This window comes from Bordetella hinzii LMG 13501 (genome assembly GCF_001548475.1).
Classification (GTDB): domain Bacteria; phylum Pseudomonadota; class Gammaproteobacteria; order Burkholderiales; family Burkholderiaceae_B; genus Bordetella; species Bordetella hinzii.
The window spans coordinates 55,848-72,981 of the sequence record NZ_LRUJ01000001.1 but is presented as its reverse complement, the minus strand read 5'-3'; the positions used below and the strand labels follow the sequence as shown (position 1 = coordinate 72,981).

The window sequence follows — 17,134 nt, the reverse complement described above, 5'->3', positions numbered from 1 at the left end:
TCGGCTTACGTAGCAGGGCGGGCCGGGATGCCGGCCGCGCAGAGATAAAGCCGAACTATATCCCGCCGCATCCTCAGATTCCCAGGTAGGCGGCGCGCACCCGCGCGTCGTCCAGCAGGGCGGCGCTTTCCCCGGACAGCACGACCCGCCCGGATTGCAGCACATAGGCCTGGCGCGCCACGGACAGCGCCAGCCGGGTATTCTGCTCCACCAGCAGGATGGTGATGCCGGCCCGGTGGATGTCCAGCATGGCCTGGTGCAGCTCCTCGACCACCTTGGGCGCCAGGCCATGGCTGGGTTCGTCCAGCAGCAGCAGCCGGGGGCGCAGCATGAGGGCGCGTCCGAAGGCCACCATCTGCTGTTCGCCGCCGGACAGGGTGCCCGCGGCCTGCCGGCGCCGCTCGCGCAGGCGCGGAAACAGGCTGTAGATCTCCTCGCAGCGCCGCAGCAGGGCCGGGCGGTCGTGGCGCCGCGTATAGCCGCCCAGCCATAGGTTTTCTTCCACCGTCATCTCGGCAAAGACATGGCGGCCTTCCGGCACATGGGCGATGCCCAGGCCGGGGATGCGGTGCGGCGGCAGCGCGCGGATTTCCTGTCCGTCGTAGCGGATGCTCCCCGCGGTCTTGGGCAGCAGGCCCGAGATGCAGCGCAGGAGAGTGCTCTTGCCGGCGGTATTGGCGCCCACCACCGCCACGAAACCGCCTTCGGGCACGGCCAGTGCCACGTCTTCCAGCACGGGGTTGCGGTCATAGCGGGCCGTCAGGCCCTCGATCTGCAAGAGGTTCACGCCGGGACCTCCACGTTGTCCAGGGATTTGCCGAGATAGGCCTCGATGACCACGGGATCGGCGGCGATCTCGGCCGGGCTGCCTTCGGCGATCTTCTTGCCGAAGGACAGCACGAGGATGCGGTTGCACAGGCGCATGATGGCGCGCATATGGTGTTCGACCACGATGAAGGTAATGCCGGACTCATCGCGCAGCTGGCGGATGAGGTCCAGCATCTCGTCCATCTCGGTTTCGTTCAGCGCCGCCATCACCTCGTCCAGCAGGAAGACCTTGGGGTCGGTGCACAGCGCGCGCGCCAGCTCCACGCGGGCCTGCTCGGGGAAGGACAGCTCGCCGGCGGACTTGGCCGCGATGGCCGACAGCCCCACGCGCGCCAGGTTACGGCGCGCCAGTTCGCGCGCGGCGGGCACGTCATGGCGCAGCACGCCGCCGACCAGCACGTTGTCCAGCACGCTCATCTCCGGAAACAGCGCCACGTTCTGGAAGGTCTTGGTCATGCCGCGCGCGGCGATGCGGTTGGGGCGCCAGCCGGTGACAGGCTGTCCTTCCAGGGTGATGGCGCCGCTATCCGGGCGGTAGAGCCCCACCAGGAGATTGAACAGGGTGGTCTTGCCCGCGCCATTGGGGCCGATAAGGCCCAGGATGTCGCCCCGGCCGACGCTGAAAGACACGTCGTCCACGGCTTTCAGGCCGCCGAAGCGGCGCGCGACGCCGCGCACATCGAGAATGGCTTCAGGCATGTCGGCCTCGCGTGAATGCGCGCAGCCGGGCCCAGAGGGCCGCCAGCCCGCGCGGTTCGAGCAGGATGATGGCGATGAGGATGAGGCCATAGGCCAGCTGCGAGACGCCCGCCGTGTGGCCCGAGAGCCATTCATTGAACAATTCTTCAAGCGGAATCATCACCAGCGCGCCCACCAGCGGGCCGGCCACCGTGCCCACGCCGCCGATGATGCAGATAAGGGCCACCTTGACCGAGATCCCCACCAGCGAGAACACCGTATCGGGATCGAAGAAGAAGATGAACTGCGCGTACAGCGTGCCGCAGGCGCCCATGAGCGCGGCCGAGATGACCGCGGCCTGGATGCGCGTGCGCGCGGTGTCCACGCCGATGACTTCGGCGGCCTGCGGGTTGGCCTTGACCGCGCGCAGCCGGTAGCCCAGGCGCGAGCGGCTGATGAGCCAGAACACCAGCGTGCAGGCCAGCGCCGCGCCCAACATGAGGTAGTAGTACGGGATGCTGGACTTGAATTGCATGAGCGCCAGGCTGCCGTCCGAATAGGGCACGGACAGGCCGACCGGCCCGCCGGTCACCGAGGCCCAGGTGTTGGCGATGGCGCGCATCACCTCGCCGAAAGCCAGGGTGGCGAGCGCGAAATAATGGCCGCGCAGGCGCATGGTGGGCAGGCTGAGCAGGCCGCCCGCCACGGCGGCGATCAGCATGGCCGCCAGCATGCCCAGCCAGGGCGACAGCCCGAAGCGCAGCAGCAACAGGGTGGAGGTATAGGCCCCCAGGCCGAAAAAGGCCGCGTGGCCCAGCGAAATCTGGTTGGCCAGGCCGCCGACGATGTTCCAGGCCTGGCCCATGGCGGCGAACAGCAACACCAGCGTGAAGACGCGGATGCCATAGCCCTGGTCTTCCAGCAGCCAGGGCAGGGCCAGGGCCAGCAGCAGCGGCAGGGCCCAGGGCAGCAGGCGGCGCGGCGGCGCGGCGGTCAACAGGGTCGTGGTCATCAGCTTGCCTTCCTCAGAAGCCCTTCCGGGCGTACCGCCAGCACCAGGATGAAGACGGCGAACAGCACCAGGTTCTGCAATTGCATGGGCAGCACCAGCGAGGACAGCGACTGGATGACGCCCACGGCGATGCCGCCGACCACCGCGCCCAGCACGCTGCCCAGCCCGCCCAGCACCACGGCGGTGAACATCAGGACGCTGAACTGCGCGCCCACCGTGGTCGAGGCGGTGAGATAGGGCAGGATGATGCCCCCGCCCAGCGCCGTCATGCCCACGCCCAGGCCGAAGGCCAGCTGGTGCACGCGATGGGTGGATATGCCCGACAGGCGCGCGGCCATGGGGTCCTGGGCGGTGGCGCGCACCGCCATGCCCCACCAGGTTTTCTTCAGCACCCACCACAGCGCCAGGCCGGCGACCGCGGCCACCACGAAGGCCAGCAGATAGGGCGCCGACAGCAAGAGGGGCCCGACCGCGAAGGCCGTCATCTGGTAGGCGGTCTGCACCGAGCGGAACTCCGAGCCGAACAGGATCAGGGCCAGGTTCTCCATGACGATGAGCAGGCCCACCGTCAGGAAGATCTGCGCCACCGCGGGGGCGCGCAGCACGCGGTCGATGAGGAACTTCTGCGTCAGCACGCCCAGCACGAAAGCCACCGCGAACGACAGCAGCGAGCCCGCCAGCGGATCCAGCCCGAGCAGCTTCCATGCGAAATAGGCCACGAACATGCCCACCATCAGGAATTCGCCCTGGGCGAAGTTGACGATGGACACGACGCCGAAGACCAGTGTCAGCCCGATGGAAATCACCGCATAGACGCCACCGAGCAGGATGCCGTCGATCAATGCCTGGAGGAATTGCATGGCCTGTTCCTAGCCGGCGCTGATGATCTTGCCCCGGGCCAGGGCCTGCGGCCAGACGGACACCAGCTCGTTGTTCTGCCACTGCACCATCACCGGCTGGGCCAGCGTGTTCAGCCCCTGGGCGTCGAACTGCACGCCGCCGCCGGACATGACGCCTGCCCAGCCCTGGTCAAAGCGCGGCCCGCGCAAGGCCTTGGAGACGGCCTCGGGCTTGTCGGAGGCGGCGGCCTGCAGCGCCTGCGCCAGCACGCCCAGGCAGACCGCGTGCTCCAGCGCCTCGTGCGGCATGAAGGTGCCATAGCGCTTGCGGTAGCGCTCGGTGTATTCGGGCGATTGGTCGTAGTTGGCGGGCGCGATCGACAGCACGGCTTGCGCATACTGCCCCAGCGCCTTGGCGAAGTCCGGGATGACGTAGCCGGCCGCGCCGCCCACGACGGGCAGGGTCAGTTTCTGCTGGCGCATCACGCGGATGATGAGCAGGCTGTCATTCAGATAGGAGATGGGGAATACCAGCTGCGCGTCCGAGCCGCGCAGCTTGCTGATCAGCGGCGTGACGTCGGTGATGCCCAGCGGATAAGCCTCGTCCAGCACGATCTCCGCGCCGGCCTTCTTGGCCGCATTGCGCACGCCCACGGCCTGCGAAGTGCCATAGGCCGTGTCCTCGTACAGGATGGCGACCTTCTTGATCTTGTCGGCGCCGGCCACGACGGCGGCGGCATAGTCATACTGGGCCTGGCCCAGCACCGATCCCTTGGAGACGACCTGGTAGATGTGCTTGAAGCCGCGCTCGGTCAGGATGTCGGAAAACGACATGGTCAACAGCGGGATGCCGCGCCGTTCGGTGACCTCGGAGACGGCCAGGGTCAGCGAGGAGGCATAGGCGCCGATGATGGCCGTGCAGCGGTTGCTGGTGATCAGGCGCTGCGCCACGGTGGCGGCCGTGGTCGGCTGCGACGTGGCGTCGGCGATCACCAGCTTGATCCGGGCGCCGCCCAGTGACTTGATGCCGCCGGCGGCATTGAGCTCGTCGGCGACCAGCTCCAGGCCCTGGCGCGAATTGATGCCGAACTGCGCATTGGCGCCCGATAGCGGCAGGATGACGCCCACGTTGATATCGGCCGGCGCGGCCAGCAGCCGGCCGGGAACCCCCAGCGCCGCCGTGCCCAGGGCCGTGCCGGCGGCCGCCATGAAAGACCTGCGCGAGCGCAGGCCTGCATCCCGTTGATGTTGCATCTCTGTCTCCTCGCGGTGTTGTTCTGCGTGCCGGTTCAAGCCGGTGGGGCCATTATTGTTTTCGTCTTGTTGACTGTCAATAAGATTGTCTGACAATATGACGGCTGTTAGCGAAAACCATGAGGCCGGGCGCGTCCGGCCGCCACTCACCTCAGGAGGTAATTCCATGGCAGACAAACAAAACCCCGTGCAGGAGCTCTTCGACCAGGGCCTGCAGCTGCGCCGCGAAGTGCTCGGCTCCGAATACGTCGATGGCTCGCTGGCCCGCGCCAACGATTTCATGATGGCCTTCCAGCGCATCACCACGGAATGGTGCTGGGGCTATGCCTGGGGCCGCCCGGGCCTGGAGAAAAAAACGCGCAGCATGCTCAACCTCGCCATGCTCACGGCCCTTAACCGTCCCGCCGAGATCAAGCTGCACGTCAAGGGCGCGCTGAACAACGGCGTGACCGCCGAAGAAATCAAGGAAATCCTGCTGCACGCCACGGTGTATTGCGGCATCCCGGCCGGCCTGGATGCCTTCAAGGTCGCCAACCAGGTCCTGGAAGAAGAGGGCGCCTTCAAGGCGCAGCAGGCATGAGCGCGGCCCGTGTAGGCTTTATCGGCGTGGGCAGCATGGGCTGGCCCATGGCCGCGCGGCTGCGCCAGGCCGGCTTTGCGCTGACCGTCTTCGACGCGGCGCCCGGACAGGCCGCCCGCTTCGCGGCCGACATCGGCGGTCAGGCGGCGGCCGACTGCCAGGCGCTGGCCGCGCAGAGCGACATCATCGTCACCATGTTGCCCACCAGCGCCATCGTCGAGCAGGTGTTGAGCGGTCCCAAGGGCGTGCTGGCCGGCCTGCGTCCCGGCACGGTCATCGTCGAGATGAGCTCGGGCGTGCCGGCCCATACGCAAAAGCTGGCCGCCACCGTGGCCGCCGCCGGCGGCGAACTGGTCGATGCACCGGTCTCGGGCGGCGTGCCGCGCGCGCGCACCGGCGAGCTGGCCATCATGTTCGGCGGCGAGGCGGCCACGCTGGAGCGCCTGCGCCCGCTGCTGCAGGCCATGGGCAGCTCCTTGCTGCACACCGGTTCGGTGGGCAGCGCGCATGCCATGAAAGCGCTGAACAACCTGGTGTCGGCCGGCGGCTTCCTGATCGGCGTGGAGGCCATGCTGATCGGCCAGCAGTTCGGCCTGGATCCCGAGGTCATCGTGGACGTGCTCAACGCCTCGACCGGCATGAACAACTCCACGCAGAAGAAGTTCAAGCAATTCGTGCTGTCGCGCGCCTTCAACTCGGGTTTCGGCCTGGACCTCATGGTCAAGGATCTCGGCATCGCGCTGGGCATGGCCGACGACACCGGCACGCCCACGCCTTTCGCGGCGCTGTGCCGCCAGATGTGGGCCTCGGCCGGCAAGTCGCTGGGCCAGGGACAGGATCACACCGCCGTGGCGCGGCTGTCCGAATCGCTGGCCGGCGTCGAACTCAAGCCCAAGGCCTGACGGCGGGCGGCCCCCCTTCACTCACCGCGAACGATATCCCCCAGGAAGATGGGGGAAGCCAGGAGACAATGATGAAAGCAGTATGGTTGGCGGCGGCCTGCATGGCCCTCGTCTCGACGGGCGCCGGCGCCCAGACCTATCCCACCCGCGCGATCTCCATGGTCGTGCCCTATGCGCCCGGCGGGTCCACCGACGGCCTGGCGCGCATCGTAGCCAGTGCCATGGGCAAGGACCTGGGCCAGACCGTCGTGGTCGAGAACCTGGGCGGCGGCGGCACGATGATAGGCAATCAGAAGGTGGCGCGCGCCGCGCCCGATGGCTACACCATCACCTTTGGCAACATGGGATCGCTGGCGATCGCGCCATCGCTCTATCCCAAGTCCAATTTCGATCCGCGCCGCGACATGGTGGGCGTGGGCCTGGTGGCCACCGTGCCCATGGTGTTGTCGGTCAGCAAGGCCAGCGGCATACAGACCGTGTCCGAACTGGTCGGCCGCCTGCACGCCAAGGCCAATTCGCTGAACTTCGGCAACGCCGGCTCGGGCTCGACCAGCCATATCGCCGCCGCCAACTTTCTGCATGTCACCAAGAGCGAAGGGATGCAGATTCCCTACCGGGGCGCGGGTCCGGCGATCGCCGACCTCATGGCCGGCACGGTCGATGCGGTGATAGACCAGACCGTCACCATGATCCCCCTGCACGAAGGCGGGCGCGTGCGCGCGCTGGCGGTCGCCAGCGCGGCGCGCCTGCCCCAGATGCCGGATGTGCCCACCTTCATCGAAGCCGGCGTGCCAGCCTTCGATATGAGCGTCTGGAACGGCATCGCCGCGCCGGCCGGCACGCCGCCGGAAGTGGTCAAGCGCCTGGAAGGCGCGCTGGCTGCGGCGCTGCAGGATCCCGCCGTGCGCGAATCGCTGGACAAGCTGGCCGCCCAGGCGCCGGCCGAGGCGCAACAGGGCTCGGCGGCCTTCCAGGCCCTGATCGCGCGCGACGTGCCGCGCTACGCCGAGCTGATCCGCGTGGCCAATGTGACCGTCAACTGAGCGTTCGGCGCGGGGTGTCAGTAACCGCGCTGGCGGTCGTAGAGCAGGTCCAGCGTTTCGCCGCGTTCCCAGCGCTGCATGATTTCCACCGTCTTGCGGGCGCGATCGCGGCGCGAGGGGGTGGACCCATAGTGCGGCGTGATGAGGATGCCGGGATGGGTCCACAGCGGCGAGGCATCGGGCAAGGGCTCGACGTCGAAGACATCCAGCAGCGCGCCCTTGAGCTGGCCGCTGTCCAGCGCCGCCAGCAGGTCGCTCTCGACCAGATGGCTGCCGCGTCCGGCGTTGATCAGGCTGGCGCCGCGCGGCAGGCGCGAGAAAGTCTCGGCGTTGAGGATGCCCTGCGTGGCGGGGGTGGCCGGCAGCAGGCAGACCAGGATGTCGCTGCGCGCCAGGAAGGCATCGCGCTCGCGCGGGCCCGCGTAGCAAGTCACGCCGGGCAGGTGAGCCCGCGTGCGCGACCAGCCTGCCACCTCGAAACCGGCCTGCGCCAGGCGCAGGGCGGTGTGCGCGCCCATCTGCCCCAGGCCCATGACGCCGACGCGGACTTCATTGACCAAGGGAGGGTTCTCGCGCGCGCGCCAGCGTCGCGCCGCCTGGTCCAGCGCCATGCCGCGGGCGTCGCGCACCAGCATGAGCGCGCCGGTGAGGACATAGTCGCCCATCACGGCGGCGGTGCTTTCGGTGATCATGCGCGCGATGGGGACCGAGGCCGGCAACAAGGGGTCGGCCAGGATGTTGTCCACACCCGCGCCGGCGCTCACGATGAGCTTGAGGTCCGGCAAGGCGGCCAGCCGGCCGGGTCCGGGGGCCCAGACCAGGGCATAGCCGATGCCGGCGGGGTCGCGGCGCGCCGCCTCCCAGCCGACTACCTCGATGGCGGGGTCGAATTCCCGGAAATACCCGCGCCACTGCTCCAGGGCCGCCGGGCCTCCCGATTCGACGGTGATGCGCATGGTCAGACCGTGTAGTTCAGCGCCAGGCGGCCGCCGTCGACATATAGCGTCTCGCCGGTGATATAGCTGGCGGCGTCGCTCAGCAGGTAGGCCACGGCATCGGCGACTTCCGCCGGTTCGCCCAGGCGGCGCATGGGGGTGCGGCTCATGAGGCGCGCGCGCGCGGCCTCGTCGGCCATCACGGCGTTCTTGGCCAGTTCGGTCGCGATGGTGCCGGGACCCACGGCATTGACGCGGATGCCATCATCGATCAGGGCCAGCGCCATGACCCGCGTGAGCTGGGCGATGCCGCCCTTGCTGACGTTGTAGCTGGCGATGGACGGAATGGCGAGCACCGCGTTGACGGAGCTCATGTGCACGATGGCGCCGCCGCCCTGCGCCTTCATGGCGCGGGACACCGCCTGGCCGACCAGGAAGGCGCCCTTGAGATTGATGTCGATGACCTGGTCCCAATCGGCCTCGCTGATCTCCAGGAAGGGGGCCGGCTTGACGATGCCGGCGTTGTTCACGAGCTGGTCCACGCGCCCGAAGCGCGACAGCGTCGCGGCCAGCGCGGCATCGACCTCGGCTTTGCGCGCGACGTTGCAGGCCACGAACTGCCCGCGCTCGCCCAGCGCGGCGGCCAGCGCCTGGCCGCGCGTGTGGTCGACGTCCCAGATACTGACCGAGGCGCCGTCCTGGGCCAGCCGGCGCACGCAGGCCTCGCCGATGCCTTGCGCGCCGCCGGTGACGATGGCGACCTTGCCCTGGTAGTTGAACTGCGTGTCCTTCATGCTTTGGATTCCTGCGAAATGAGGCCGGGCACGGCGCGCCCGGCCGGGTTGGTTCAGCGCTCCACCGTCCGGTTCCAGCGGGCATTGAAGGCCGGGCGCGTGGCGTTGATCACGTCCCAGTCGAGGATTTTGGCATTGGCCATATAGCCCTGGAACTGGGTGAGCATGGCTTCATTCTGCGCGCTGGCCTGGACTTTGCGGTTGGACGGGAAGTGGCCGCCATGTTCCAGCGCCGCGGCCTGGGCCTCGGGCGTGAGCAGGTAGCGGGCCAGTTTCTGCGACAGCTCGGGCTCGCTGTTGTTGGCGATGACGCATTCGCCCACCATCAAAATGACCGATCCCTCCTTGGGCTGGGCGTACTCTACCGGGATGTCGCGCTTTTTCAAGCGCGCGATCGCCGTGGGCGTAAGCGGGAAAATCGCCGCCTCGTTGCTCTGGATCATCTCGGCCAGCTTGGCCGAGTTGGGGATGTATTCCAGCACATTGGGCCCGATGGTGCTGGCCCATTTCTTGAAGCCGGGCTCGGTGTTCTTGTCGTCGCCGCCCTCGATGCGGTTGTACATCAGGAAGGCGTGCAGCCCGAAGGTGCTGCCGGCGGCCGACTGGAACACCACCTTGCCCTTGTACTTCGGGTCGGCCAGGTCCATCCAGGAGGTGGGCGGCGCCCAGCCTTTTTCCTTGAAGATCCGCGTGTTGTAGCCCAGGCCCGTCATGCCGATATCGATGCCGGCGGCCATGCGGTCCTTCATGACGGCGTTCGGATAAAGATCCTTGAAGACCGGATCATCGGTCATCTGCTGGCACAGGCCCATGCTGATCGCGCGCGCCATGATGCCGTCGTCCAGGAACATCACATGCATCTGCGGCTTGTCCTTGAAGGCCTGCGCCTTGGCCAGAATGTCGGTGGAGGTGCCGGGCACCACCACGATCTTCACATTGTTGGCTTTTTCGAAGGCCGGGAAGACATTCTGCGTGAAGGCGCGCTCCATGTCGCCGCCGTTCATGCCCACGTACAGGGTTTTCTCCTGGGCCTGGGCGCCCGTGGCCGTCGCTGCCAGCACCAGCGCGCCGGCTATCCATTTTCCCAGTTTGGCGCGAGCGCCGTGCTTATGCTTGTTCATGTTCACTCCAGCGTGTGCTCACGGGAAGACTGAGACTCGGCAGCGTGAGCGGCGGCCGTGTATCGCTCGATGCGGAATGCATCGATGGGCAGGGACGAGACGCCGTCCACCACCAATTGGGACAACACCTCGCCGACGGCGGGCCCGATCTGGAAGCCGGCGCCAGACAGGCCAAAGGCGTGAAACAGGCCAGGCACCTTGCTGCTTGGGCCGAGCACCGGGTTGTGGTCGGGCATACTGCCTTCCACGCCGGTCCAGAAACGGATGACCTGCGCGCCACGCAGCGGCGGCAGCAAGGCGGCCGCACGCGCCAGCAGGGCGGGGACCTCCTTGCGCGAAGGACGGGCAAAACCGTCGGATTGCAGCGCGCCGCGCCCGCCGCCAATCACGCAGTTGCCGCGTGCGACCTGGCGCGCGTAGATGCCGCCGCCCTGAATGCCCAGGCTTACGTCCATGAAGGCCGGCAGGGGCTCGGTCACCATCATGAGCGGATGGATGGCCGTCTCGGGCACGGGTTCGCCAAACGCGGCGGCGATCTCTCCGCCCCAGGCGCCGGCGCAGTTCAGCAGGAAGCGGGCGCGGATTGTCTCGCCCGAGGCGGTGCGCACCACGAAGCGCCGGCCCTCGGCGACCGTCTGGACCACGCGCTGTTGCTCGCGCACGTCCGCGCCGGCGCGGATGGCCGCCTGAGCGAAGGCCGGCGAAACCAGGCGCGGGTTGGCGTGCCCATCCTCGGGGCAGAATGAGCCGCCCGCCAGTCCGGGGTCCAGCCAGGCGAAGCGCCGGCGCAGCGCGTCGGCCGGGAGGATGCGCAGATCCATGCCCCAGCCTTCGGTGCGCTCGCGATAGGCCCGGAGTTCGTCCAGGTCCTGCTCGGTGCGCGCCAGCTTGAGATGGCCGCTGCGCACATATTCGCCATGGGTGCCTATCAGGCTCGGTAACTGACCCCACAGTTCATGGGCGCGCGCGGTCAGGGGCATTTGCGCCAGCGGGCGGCCCTGGCGGCGCACGCCGCCATAATTCACGCCGCTGGCGCGCGCGCCGCAAGCGCCCATGTCCAGCAAGATCACGGGCAGGCCGCGGCGGCGCAAGAACAGGGCGGCGCTGGCCCCGACGATGCCGCCGCCGATGATGAGGACTTCGGTCTCGATACTCATTGCCCGGCTTCCCGCGCGATGGCCAGATGCACCGGAATGGGTTTGACCGGCGGTTGGTTGCGCAGGCGGCCCACCGCCTGCGGCGCCACGCCCAGGGCCTGCGACATGACTTCGGCCGCGCCGGCCGCGCACATGCGCCCCTGGCAGCGGCCCATGCCCACGCGCGTGAGCGCCTTGGCGCGATTCAGTTCGTCGGCCAGGCCGTCGCGGGCCACGGCGCGCAAGGCGCCGGCGCTGATCTCCTCGCAGCGGCAGAGCATGACGTCATCGGCGATCGGCCAATCGGCGGGAAAGGGAAAGGCGCGCTCCAGCGCGTCGCGCACGCGGCCGATGCGGGCGAGCTGGCGTTCCAGCCGTTGGGCGCGCGCCGGATCATGCGGCAGCTCGGCGTCGGCCAGCAGGGCCAGCGCCGCGCGCTCGCCGGCCAGTTCGGCCGCATCGGCGCCCGCGATGCCCGCGCCGTCGCCGGCCACATAGACTCCCGGCACCGAACTGCGTCCGGCGGCATCGCGGCGCGGCAGCCAGTTGCGGTCCCGCGCGTTGAACTCGAATTCGCAGCCGGCCAGGCCGGCCAGCTGGGTTTCGGCGCGCAAGGCCAGGCCGTAGCCCACGGCATCGCATTCGACCTGCTGTTCACGGCCCCGGCCGTCGCGGTAGCGCAGTCCGGCCACACGTTTGCCGCCCAGCACCGCCAGCGGGCGCACGCCGGTGCGCACCGGCACGCCATGCAGGCGCAGCCGGGCCATATAGCCCATGCCGCGCGCCAGCAGGCCGGGCGCGGCCAGCATGCCGGGCAGCGCGGCCAGCCGGTCGCCCGGCCGCGCCGTATCCAGCACTGCCTCGACCCGGGCGCCGGCGCGGGCGTACTGATACGCCACCAGGTAGAGCAGCGGTCCCGTACCCAGGAACACGCAGCGGCTGCCGATGGCGCAGCCCTGGTACTTGAGCGCGACCTGCGAGCCGCCCAGGGTGTAGACACCCGGGGTCAGCCAGCCCGGAAAAGGCAGTACCCGATCCGTGGCGCCGGTGGCCAGGATGAGATGGCTGTAGCCGATGCCTTGCGAAACGCCGTCGCGCATCACGTCGAGAACGCCATCCTCGCAGTTCCAGACCAGGCTCTCGGGATGGAAATCGACCTTGTCGCGCAGCGCCTCCATCGCGCGATGGATGGCGTCGGCCTTGCGATGCTCCGAGCCGTAGAGTTCGGCCTTGGCGCGCGTGAAGCCCTCGGGGGGCTGGCGATAGATCTGGCCGCCGGCGCGCGGCGCCTCGTCAATCACCACCGGCCGCAGGCCCGCGGCGACCAGTCTCTGCGCGGCGCGCACGCCGGCCGGACCGGCGCCCACGATAACGGGATTGGGCATCATGGCGCCGCTCCCGGGCCCGCGGCAGGGGGATGGGTCAATACCCGCATGCCGGCCTGCACCAGGGTCGAGCAGGCGCGCACGCGCCGGCCGTCCTCCAGTTGCATCCAGCAGTCCTGGCAAGCGCCCATCATGCAGAAGCCGGCGCGCGGGGCGCCGCTGAACTCCGAGAGCCGCAGTTGTTCGCCGCATGTGAGCACGGCCGTGAGCAGGGTGTCGCCCTGCAAGGCGACGGCCGGCTGGCCATCGAGCGTGAAGGCCAGTGCGGGACGCTGGGTCTCGGCCACGCGATTCAGTAAAGGCAAGGTGATCTCCGCCGGATTATTTTTGCCCGACCAGCACACGGTCCAGCCCATAGACACGGTCCAGCAGCAACATGGTGAGCGCGGTCAGCGCGATCACCAGGGCCGAGACCGCCGCCATCATGGGATCGATCGACTCCGTGGCGTACATATACATGCGCACCGGCAGCGTCACCGTGCTGGGCGCGGTGATGAAGACGGACATGGTCAGTTCATCGAAACTGTTGATGAAGGCCAGCAGCCATCCGCCGGAGACCCCCGGCAGGATCATGGGTAGCGTGATCCTCAGGAAGACCGTGGCGCGGCTGGCGCCCAGCGATTGCGCGGCATGCTCGACCGAACGGTCAAAGCCCACCAGCGCGCCGATCACCAGGCGCATCACATAAGGGGTGATCACCACGACATGCGCCAGCACCAGCCAGCCGAAGCTGCCGGTGGTGCCGATGAGCGCGAAAAAACGCAGCAGGGCCACGCCCAACACCAGGTGGGGGATCATGAGCGGAGACAGAAACAGGCCGTTGAGCGCGTCGCGTCCGGGGAAGCGGTAGCGCGTGATGGCGATGGCGGCGGGGATGGCCAGCAGGGTCGCGATGCTGGCCGAACAAAAGGCCAGCCACAGGCTGTTGCGCAGGGCTTGCATGAAGTCCGCGTGAGCAAAGACCGCCCGGAACCAGCGCAGCGAAAAAGCCGTCGTGGGGATCGACAGGGTAGAGGCCGGGGTGAAGGCGACCAGGCACACGATCACCAGCGGCGCGAGCACAAAGGCCACCACCAGGAGATTGAAGGCCAGGGCGAAAGGACCGTTTTTCTGCATGGCGCGTCAGCCCAGGCTGCGGCGGTAGGATCGCTCCACCACCCGGTTGTAGCTCATCATGATGATGACGTTGGCCACCAGCAGCAGCACGGCGATGGCCGCGCCCAGGGGCCAGTTCAGTTCCGTCAGGAATTCGTCGTAGACAATGGTGGCCACCATCTTCAGGCGGCGTCCGCCCAGCAGCGCGGGGATGGCGAAAGAACTGGCCGCCAGGCCGAAGACGATGAGGCTGCCCGAGAGCACGCCGGGCATGGCCTGCGGCAGCACCACCCGCCACAGCGTCTGCGCGCGCGAGGCATTCAGCGAATACGCGGCCTGTTCCACCGTGGGGTCCAGCTTTTGCAGGGAGGTCCACACCGGGATGACCATGAAGGGCAGCATCACGTGCACCAGGCCGATGATGATGGCCGTGGGCGTGTAGAGCAGCGGGCCCAGGCCCAGGGCGGCGGCGGCCTTGCCCAGCGGGCCGCCAGGGCCCAGCAGCAGGCTCCAGCCGAAGGCGCGCACCACCAGGGAAATCAGCAGCGGCGAGAGCACCACCAGGAGGAAGATGGAACGCCAGGGCTTGCGCATGCGCGACAGGATATAGGCCTCGGGCGCGCCGACCAGCACGCAGATCAGCGTGGTGAGCGCGGCGATCCAGAAGGTGCGCCAGAAGATCTCCAGGAAATACCCGTCCGTCAGTACCTGCAGGTATTGGTCCAGCGTATAGCCTGGCTGGATGCCGGTGTTGTAGTCGAACTGCGCGAAGGACAGCAGCAGCGTCAGCACCAGCGGCGTGAGCACCAGCGTCAGGAACAGCAGCGTCAAGGGCAGCGAGCCCAGCAGGGCGGGCAGGCCATCGCTACGGGGCTTGGCGGTCAGGGTGCTCATCGTCACTCCTCGGCGGCCAATAGCCGCGGCGTGCCGTCGGCCCAGTCCAGACCCACGGTCTGGCCATCGGCATGGGGCGCCCGCCCGTCATTGGGCGTGAGCATGATCAGCCTGCCCAGCGGCGTGTCCAGTTCGTATTGCCATTGGCTGCCCAGGAAGTAGCGCGTGACCACGCGGCCGTCGACACGGCCCTGGCCCGGGGCCACCGGCAGCAGCTTTTCCGGGCGCAGCGACAGTTGCAGGTCGTCGCCGGCGCGCAAGCCCCGGCCATCGACTTGCAGCGTCAGGGGGCCAGCCTGGATGTCGGCGCGCTCGCCGGCGCGCGCCACGCGCGCGGCCACCATATTGGTCTTGCCGACGAAGCGCGAAATGAAATCGGTCCGCGGGTGTTCGTACATGCGGTAGGGGGCGTCGATCTGCGTCACGCGGCCCTCCTGCATGACCACCACCCGGTCGCTGATCGACAGGGCCTCGGCCTGGTCGTGCGTGACCATGATGGTCGTGGTGCCGATCTGACGCTGGATGCCACGCAGCTCGAACTGCATCTCCTCGCGCAGCTGCGCGTCGAGATTGGACAAGGGTTCGTCCAGCAGCAGCACGGGCGGCCGGATCACCAGGGCGCGCGCCAGGGCCACGCGCTGGCGCTGGCCGCCGGACAGTTCGCGCGGATAGCGTTCGCCGTATTTATCCAGCTTGACCAGGGCCAGCGCCTCGCGCGTGCGGCGCTCGCGCTCGTCGCGCGCCAGGCGCCGCATGGCCAGGCCGAACGCCACATTGTCATTGACCGTCATGTGCGGAAACAGCGCATAGCTCTGGAACACGATACCCAGGCCGCGCGTATTGGGCTTGGCGTGCGTGATATCTCGGCCGTCGAGCGTGATGCGCCCGCGCGTGACCTCGGCAAAGCCGGCGATCATCTGCAAGGTGGTGGTCTTGCCGCAGCCCGACGGGCCGAGCAGAGACAGAAACTCGCCCTGTTCCACTTCCAGGTTCATATCGGCGACCACACAGAGATCGCCGTAATTCTTGGAGACGTGCTCCAGCCGCAGGAATGCCATGTCCGCCTCGTGTCCGCTTGCCGCGGCGTATGGGGGCGCAGGCCGGTCAGGACTGGCGGGCGCCGATGAGAACGGAGCCCAGTCTAGGAGTCCGCCAAATCCACCGGCCATTAGTGTTTTTCCGTATAAGGTAATTTTTATTTAGAAAATTCCGATTATTGGAATTACAGTCATGGATAGAGACATAACATTCCGGAAAAGAGGAAAGCCATGAAGGTGGAAGACAAGGACGAGGGCGCCGGCCAGGGGGTGTTGAGCAGGGCCTTCGGTGTCTTGCGGGTCCTGGCCGAGGCCCAGGGCGAGCGCTTGCGCCTGACCGACATCGCCGCGCGCACGGGCCAGGCGCCGGCCACCGCGCATCGCGTGCTGCAGGCCCTCATCCAGGAAGACATGGTCGAGCAGCCGCCTCAGAGCAAGGCCTACCAGCTCAGCGTCGCCTTCTTTGCCCTGGCGGCCAGCGCCGGCAACCGCCATTCCACGCTGCGTGAAATCTGCCGGCCGGCCCTGCTGCGTTTATCGGGCATGCTCAATGACACCGTCTTCCTGCTGGTGCGTCATGGTTTTGACGCGGTCTGCCTGGACCGCATCGACGGGCCCTTTCCCGTGCGCTCGCACACCGGAGATATTGGCGGCAAAGTGCCTCTGGGCCTGGGCCAGGCGGGGCTGATTCTGCTGGCGCGTTTGCCCGAAGCCGAGCGCGAAGAAATCATCCGTTTCAATATCCCGCGCCTGCGGCATCTGGGCTTCATGGACGAGATATCGGTGCGGGTACGCCTGAACGAATGCCTGGCGCACGATTACGCATTGTCGACGGGGCCGGCGCTGTATCCGGGGACCATGGGCCTGGCCGTTCCCATTACGGATCGCAGCGGTACCGTGGTGGCCGCGCTCAGCGTGGCCGCGCCATCCGAACGCATGAGCGCCGAGCGTCTGCCCATGATTGTGCAAATGCTGCGCAAGGAAGCCAGCCAGATCGGCGCGCAGGTCAATCCCTTCGACCCGGCCCTGCGCCGGCCCAACCATTTCCTGGGTCAGGGCGGCGCGGCGCCGGGGATGGCCTAGCGGTGGGCGGCCAGCAGCAGGTGGCTCTCGGAGTTGGAGACGCCGCTGATGCTGCGCACCTCCCTGAGCACGCGGTCAAAAGCGCTCAGGTCGGCCGCGTGCACATGGACGACCAGGTCCCAGCGGCCGTTGGTCGAATGCACCCGCGTGGCCTCGGGCAGGCGGCGCAGCGCCGCGATGACCCGGTCGGTCGCCGCGCCATGCACTTCGATGAGCGTGATGGCCTGCACGCCGGCCTCATCCTCGTGTTCGGCCATGCGCACGGTATAGCCCGTGATCACGCCTTCGCGCTCCAGGCGCTGCATGCGGTTCTGGACGGTGCCGCGCGAGACGGCCAGTTGCTTGGCCAGCGCCGCCGTGGGCAGGCGGGCGTCGGTGCGCAGCAGGGCAATGAGGCGGCGGTCCAGCGGATCGAGCAGCATGATGGGTCGGGCGGGCGGGCGGAGGAGGAGCGGGCATCATAATCGAAGATGATCAAATCGCCACATTGGCTGCCATATTGATCAGATTTGTGCCAT

Annotated in this window: 19 protein-coding genes; 4 read left to right on the top strand and 15 right to left on the bottom strand. The window is 68.0% G+C overall.

Features of this window, described 5'->3' with window-relative positions:
• Positions 1–73: 73 nt before the first annotated feature.
• Genes AXA74_RS00325 through AXA74_RS00305 form a run of 5 tightly spaced genes read right to left on the bottom strand, consistent with a single transcriptional unit; the run spans position 74 to position 4,611 of the window.
• On the bottom strand, positions 74–787 hold the full coding sequence (locus tag AXA74_RS00325; RefSeq protein WP_029578233.1) for an ABC transporter ATP-binding protein: 714 nt from the start codon (positions 785–787) through the stop codon (positions 74–76).
• Positions 784–1,527 carry an ABC transporter ATP-binding protein gene (locus AXA74_RS00320; RefSeq protein WP_032963730.1) on the bottom strand — a complete coding sequence of 248 codons (744 nt, stop codon included), beginning with the start codon at positions 1,525–1,527 and terminating at the stop codon, positions 784–786. The genes AXA74_RS00325 and AXA74_RS00320 overlap by 4 nt, the downstream gene beginning before the upstream one ends.
• Positions 1,520–2,518, bottom strand: a complete 999-nt coding sequence (locus AXA74_RS00315; protein ID WP_029578235.1) for a branched-chain amino acid ABC transporter permease — start codon at positions 2,516–2,518, stop codon at positions 1,520–1,522. Before AXA74_RS00315 ends, AXA74_RS00320 begins: the two co-directional genes overlap by 8 nt.
• A complete protein-coding gene (locus AXA74_RS00310; protein ID WP_029578236.1) occupies positions 2,518–3,378 on the bottom strand; it encodes a branched-chain amino acid ABC transporter permease in 861 nt (286 codons plus the stop codon). The genes AXA74_RS00315 and AXA74_RS00310 overlap by 1 nt, the downstream gene beginning before the upstream one ends.
• 9 nt (positions 3,379–3,387) lie before the next feature.
• Positions 3,388–4,611, bottom strand: coding sequence for an ABC transporter substrate-binding protein (locus tag AXA74_RS00305; protein ID WP_029578237.1), 1,224 nt, complete (start codon positions 4,609–4,611; stop codon positions 3,388–3,390).
• A 166-nt stretch (positions 4,612–4,777) separates the two neighbouring features.
• On the opposite strand from AXA74_RS00305, the gene AXA74_RS00300 reads away from it, so the two are divergent.
• From AXA74_RS00300 to AXA74_RS00290, 3 genes are all read left to right on the top strand, one after another.
• Positions 4,778–5,191 (top strand): carboxymuconolactone decarboxylase family protein, encoded by a 414-nt coding sequence (locus tag AXA74_RS00300; protein ID WP_029578238.1) that lies wholly within the window; start codon positions 4,778–4,780, stop codon positions 5,189–5,191.
• On the top strand, positions 5,188–6,093 hold the full coding sequence (locus AXA74_RS00295) for an NAD(P)-dependent oxidoreductase (protein ID WP_029578239.1): 906 nt from the start codon (positions 5,188–5,190) through the stop codon (positions 6,091–6,093). The genes AXA74_RS00300 and AXA74_RS00295 overlap by 4 nt, the downstream gene beginning before the upstream one ends.
• 71 nt (positions 6,094–6,164) lie before the next feature.
• On the top strand, positions 6,165–7,136 hold the full coding sequence (locus AXA74_RS00290; RefSeq protein WP_032979476.1) for a Bug family tripartite tricarboxylate transporter substrate binding protein: 972 nt from the start codon (positions 6,165–6,167) through the stop codon (positions 7,134–7,136).
• Between the two features lie 17 nt (positions 7,137–7,153).
• Here AXA74_RS00290 and AXA74_RS00285 read toward each other — a convergent pair whose 3' ends face one another.
• From AXA74_RS00285 to AXA74_RS00245, 9 genes are read right to left on the bottom strand one after another with little or no spacing between them, the layout of a single operon-like run.
• On the bottom strand, positions 7,154–8,092 hold the full coding sequence (locus AXA74_RS00285; RefSeq protein WP_032979475.1) for a 2-hydroxyacid dehydrogenase: 939 nt from the start codon (positions 8,090–8,092) through the stop codon (positions 7,154–7,156).
• A 2-nt stretch (positions 8,093–8,094) separates the two neighbouring features.
• Positions 8,095–8,865, bottom strand: a complete 771-nt coding sequence (locus AXA74_RS00280) for an SDR family NAD(P)-dependent oxidoreductase (RefSeq protein ID WP_032958099.1) — start codon at positions 8,863–8,865, stop codon at positions 8,095–8,097.
• Positions 8,866–8,918: 53 nt separating this feature from the next.
• Complete coding sequence (locus AXA74_RS00275) at positions 8,919–9,986, bottom strand: ABC transporter substrate-binding protein (protein ID WP_032958097.1); 1,068 nt, start codon at positions 9,984–9,986, stop codon at positions 8,919–8,921.
• Positions 9,987–9,988: 2 nt separating this feature from the next.
• Positions 9,989–11,143 (bottom strand): NAD(P)/FAD-dependent oxidoreductase, encoded by a 1,155-nt coding sequence (locus tag AXA74_RS00270; protein ID WP_029578243.1) that lies wholly within the window; start codon positions 11,141–11,143, stop codon positions 9,989–9,991.
• A complete protein-coding gene (locus AXA74_RS00265; protein ID WP_060833053.1) occupies positions 11,140–12,510 on the bottom strand; it encodes an FAD/NAD(P)-dependent oxidoreductase in 1,371 nt (456 codons plus the stop codon). The genes AXA74_RS00270 and AXA74_RS00265 overlap by 4 nt, the downstream gene beginning before the upstream one ends.
• Positions 12,507–12,863 carry a (2Fe-2S)-binding protein gene (locus AXA74_RS00260; protein ID WP_197700138.1) on the bottom strand — a complete coding sequence of 119 codons (357 nt, stop codon included), beginning with the start codon at positions 12,861–12,863 and terminating at the stop codon, positions 12,507–12,509. Before AXA74_RS00260 ends, AXA74_RS00265 begins: the two co-directional genes overlap by 4 nt.
• On the bottom strand, positions 12,829–13,623 hold the full coding sequence (locus AXA74_RS00255) for an ABC transporter permease (protein ID WP_029578246.1): 795 nt from the start codon (positions 13,621–13,623) through the stop codon (positions 12,829–12,831). The genes AXA74_RS00260 and AXA74_RS00255 overlap by 35 nt, the downstream gene beginning before the upstream one ends.
• A 6-nt stretch (positions 13,624–13,629) precedes the next feature.
• Entirely contained in the window at positions 13,630–14,496 is an 867-nt protein-coding gene (locus AXA74_RS00250; RefSeq protein ID WP_029578247.1) for an ABC transporter permease, read from the bottom strand.
• A gap of 2 nt (positions 14,497–14,498) precedes the next feature.
• Positions 14,499–15,554, bottom strand: a complete 1,056-nt coding sequence (locus AXA74_RS00245; protein ID WP_032958093.1) for an ABC transporter ATP-binding protein — start codon at positions 15,552–15,554, stop codon at positions 14,499–14,501.
• A gap of 210 nt (positions 15,555–15,764) precedes the next feature.
• Between AXA74_RS00245 and AXA74_RS00240 the strand changes: the two genes are divergently transcribed.
• Positions 15,765–16,616 (top strand): IclR family transcriptional regulator, encoded by an 852-nt coding sequence (locus tag AXA74_RS00240; RefSeq protein WP_029578249.1) that lies wholly within the window; start codon positions 15,765–15,767, stop codon positions 16,614–16,616.
• On the opposite strand, the gene AXA74_RS00235 is transcribed toward AXA74_RS00240, so the two are convergent.
• Complete coding sequence (locus AXA74_RS00235) at positions 16,613–17,038, bottom strand: Lrp/AsnC family transcriptional regulator (protein WP_080700312.1); 426 nt, start codon at positions 17,036–17,038, stop codon at positions 16,613–16,615. The two genes, AXA74_RS00240 and AXA74_RS00235, sit on opposite strands and share 4 nt — an antisense overlap.
• Positions 17,039–17,134 lie beyond the last annotated feature (96 nt).

Bases quoted from the DNA above. Each gene is read 5' to 3' on its own strand.
- AXA74_RS00290 (WP_032979476.1), top strand. From the start codon at position 6,165: ATGAAAGCAGTATGGTTGGCGGCGGCCTGCATGGCCCTCGTCTCGACG.
- AXA74_RS00275 (WP_032958097.1), bottom strand. From the start codon at position 9,986: ATGAACAAGCATAAGCACGGCGCTCGCGCCAAACTGGGAAAATGGATA.
- AXA74_RS00235 (WP_080700312.1), bottom strand. From the start codon at position 17,038: ATGCTGCTCGATCCGCTGGACCGCCGCCTCATTGCCCTGCTGCGCACC.
- AXA74_RS00255 (WP_029578246.1), bottom strand. From the start codon at position 13,623: ATGCAGAAAAACGGTCCTTTCGCCCTGGCCTTCAATCTCCTGGTGGTG.
- AXA74_RS00240 (WP_029578249.1), top strand. From the start codon at position 15,765: ATGAAGGTGGAAGACAAGGACGAGGGCGCCGGCCAGGGGGTGTTGAGC.
- AXA74_RS00250 (WP_029578247.1), bottom strand. From the start codon at position 14,496: ATGAGCACCCTGACCGCCAAGCCCCGTAGCGATGGCCTGCCCGCCCTG.
- AXA74_RS00305 (WP_029578237.1), bottom strand. From the start codon at position 4,611: ATGCAACATCAACGGGATGCAGGCCTGCGCTCGCGCAGGTCTTTCATG.
- AXA74_RS00285 (WP_032979475.1), bottom strand. From the start codon at position 8,092: ATGCGCATCACCGTCGAATCGGGAGGCCCGGCGGCCCTGGAGCAGTGG.
- AXA74_RS00245 (WP_032958093.1), bottom strand. From the start codon at position 15,554: ATGGCATTCCTGCGGCTGGAGCACGTCTCCAAGAATTACGGCGATCTC.
- AXA74_RS00315 (WP_029578235.1), bottom strand. From the start codon at position 2,518: ATGACCACGACCCTGTTGACCGCCGCGCCGCCGCGCCGCCTGCTGCCC.
- AXA74_RS00295 (WP_029578239.1), top strand. From the start codon at position 5,188: ATGAGCGCGGCCCGTGTAGGCTTTATCGGCGTGGGCAGCATGGGCTGG.
- AXA74_RS00260 (WP_197700138.1), bottom strand. From the start codon at position 12,863: ATGGGCTGGACCGTGTGCTGGTCGGGCAAAAATAATCCGGCGGAGATC.
- AXA74_RS00270 (WP_029578243.1), bottom strand. From the start codon at position 11,143: ATGAGTATCGAGACCGAAGTCCTCATCATCGGCGGCGGCATCGTCGGG.
- AXA74_RS00310 (WP_029578236.1), bottom strand. From the start codon at position 3,378: ATGCAATTCCTCCAGGCATTGATCGACGGCATCCTGCTCGGTGGCGTC.
- AXA74_RS00280 (WP_032958099.1), bottom strand. From the start codon at position 8,865: ATGAAGGACACGCAGTTCAACTACCAGGGCAAGGTCGCCATCGTCACC.
- AXA74_RS00300 (WP_029578238.1), top strand. From the start codon at position 4,778: ATGGCAGACAAACAAAACCCCGTGCAGGAGCTCTTCGACCAGGGCCTG.
- AXA74_RS00265 (WP_060833053.1), bottom strand. From the start codon at position 12,510: ATGATGCCCAATCCCGTTATCGTGGGCGCCGGTCCGGCCGGCGTGCGC.
- AXA74_RS00320 (WP_032963730.1), bottom strand. From the start codon at position 1,527: ATGCCTGAAGCCATTCTCGATGTGCGCGGCGTCGCGCGCCGCTTCGGC.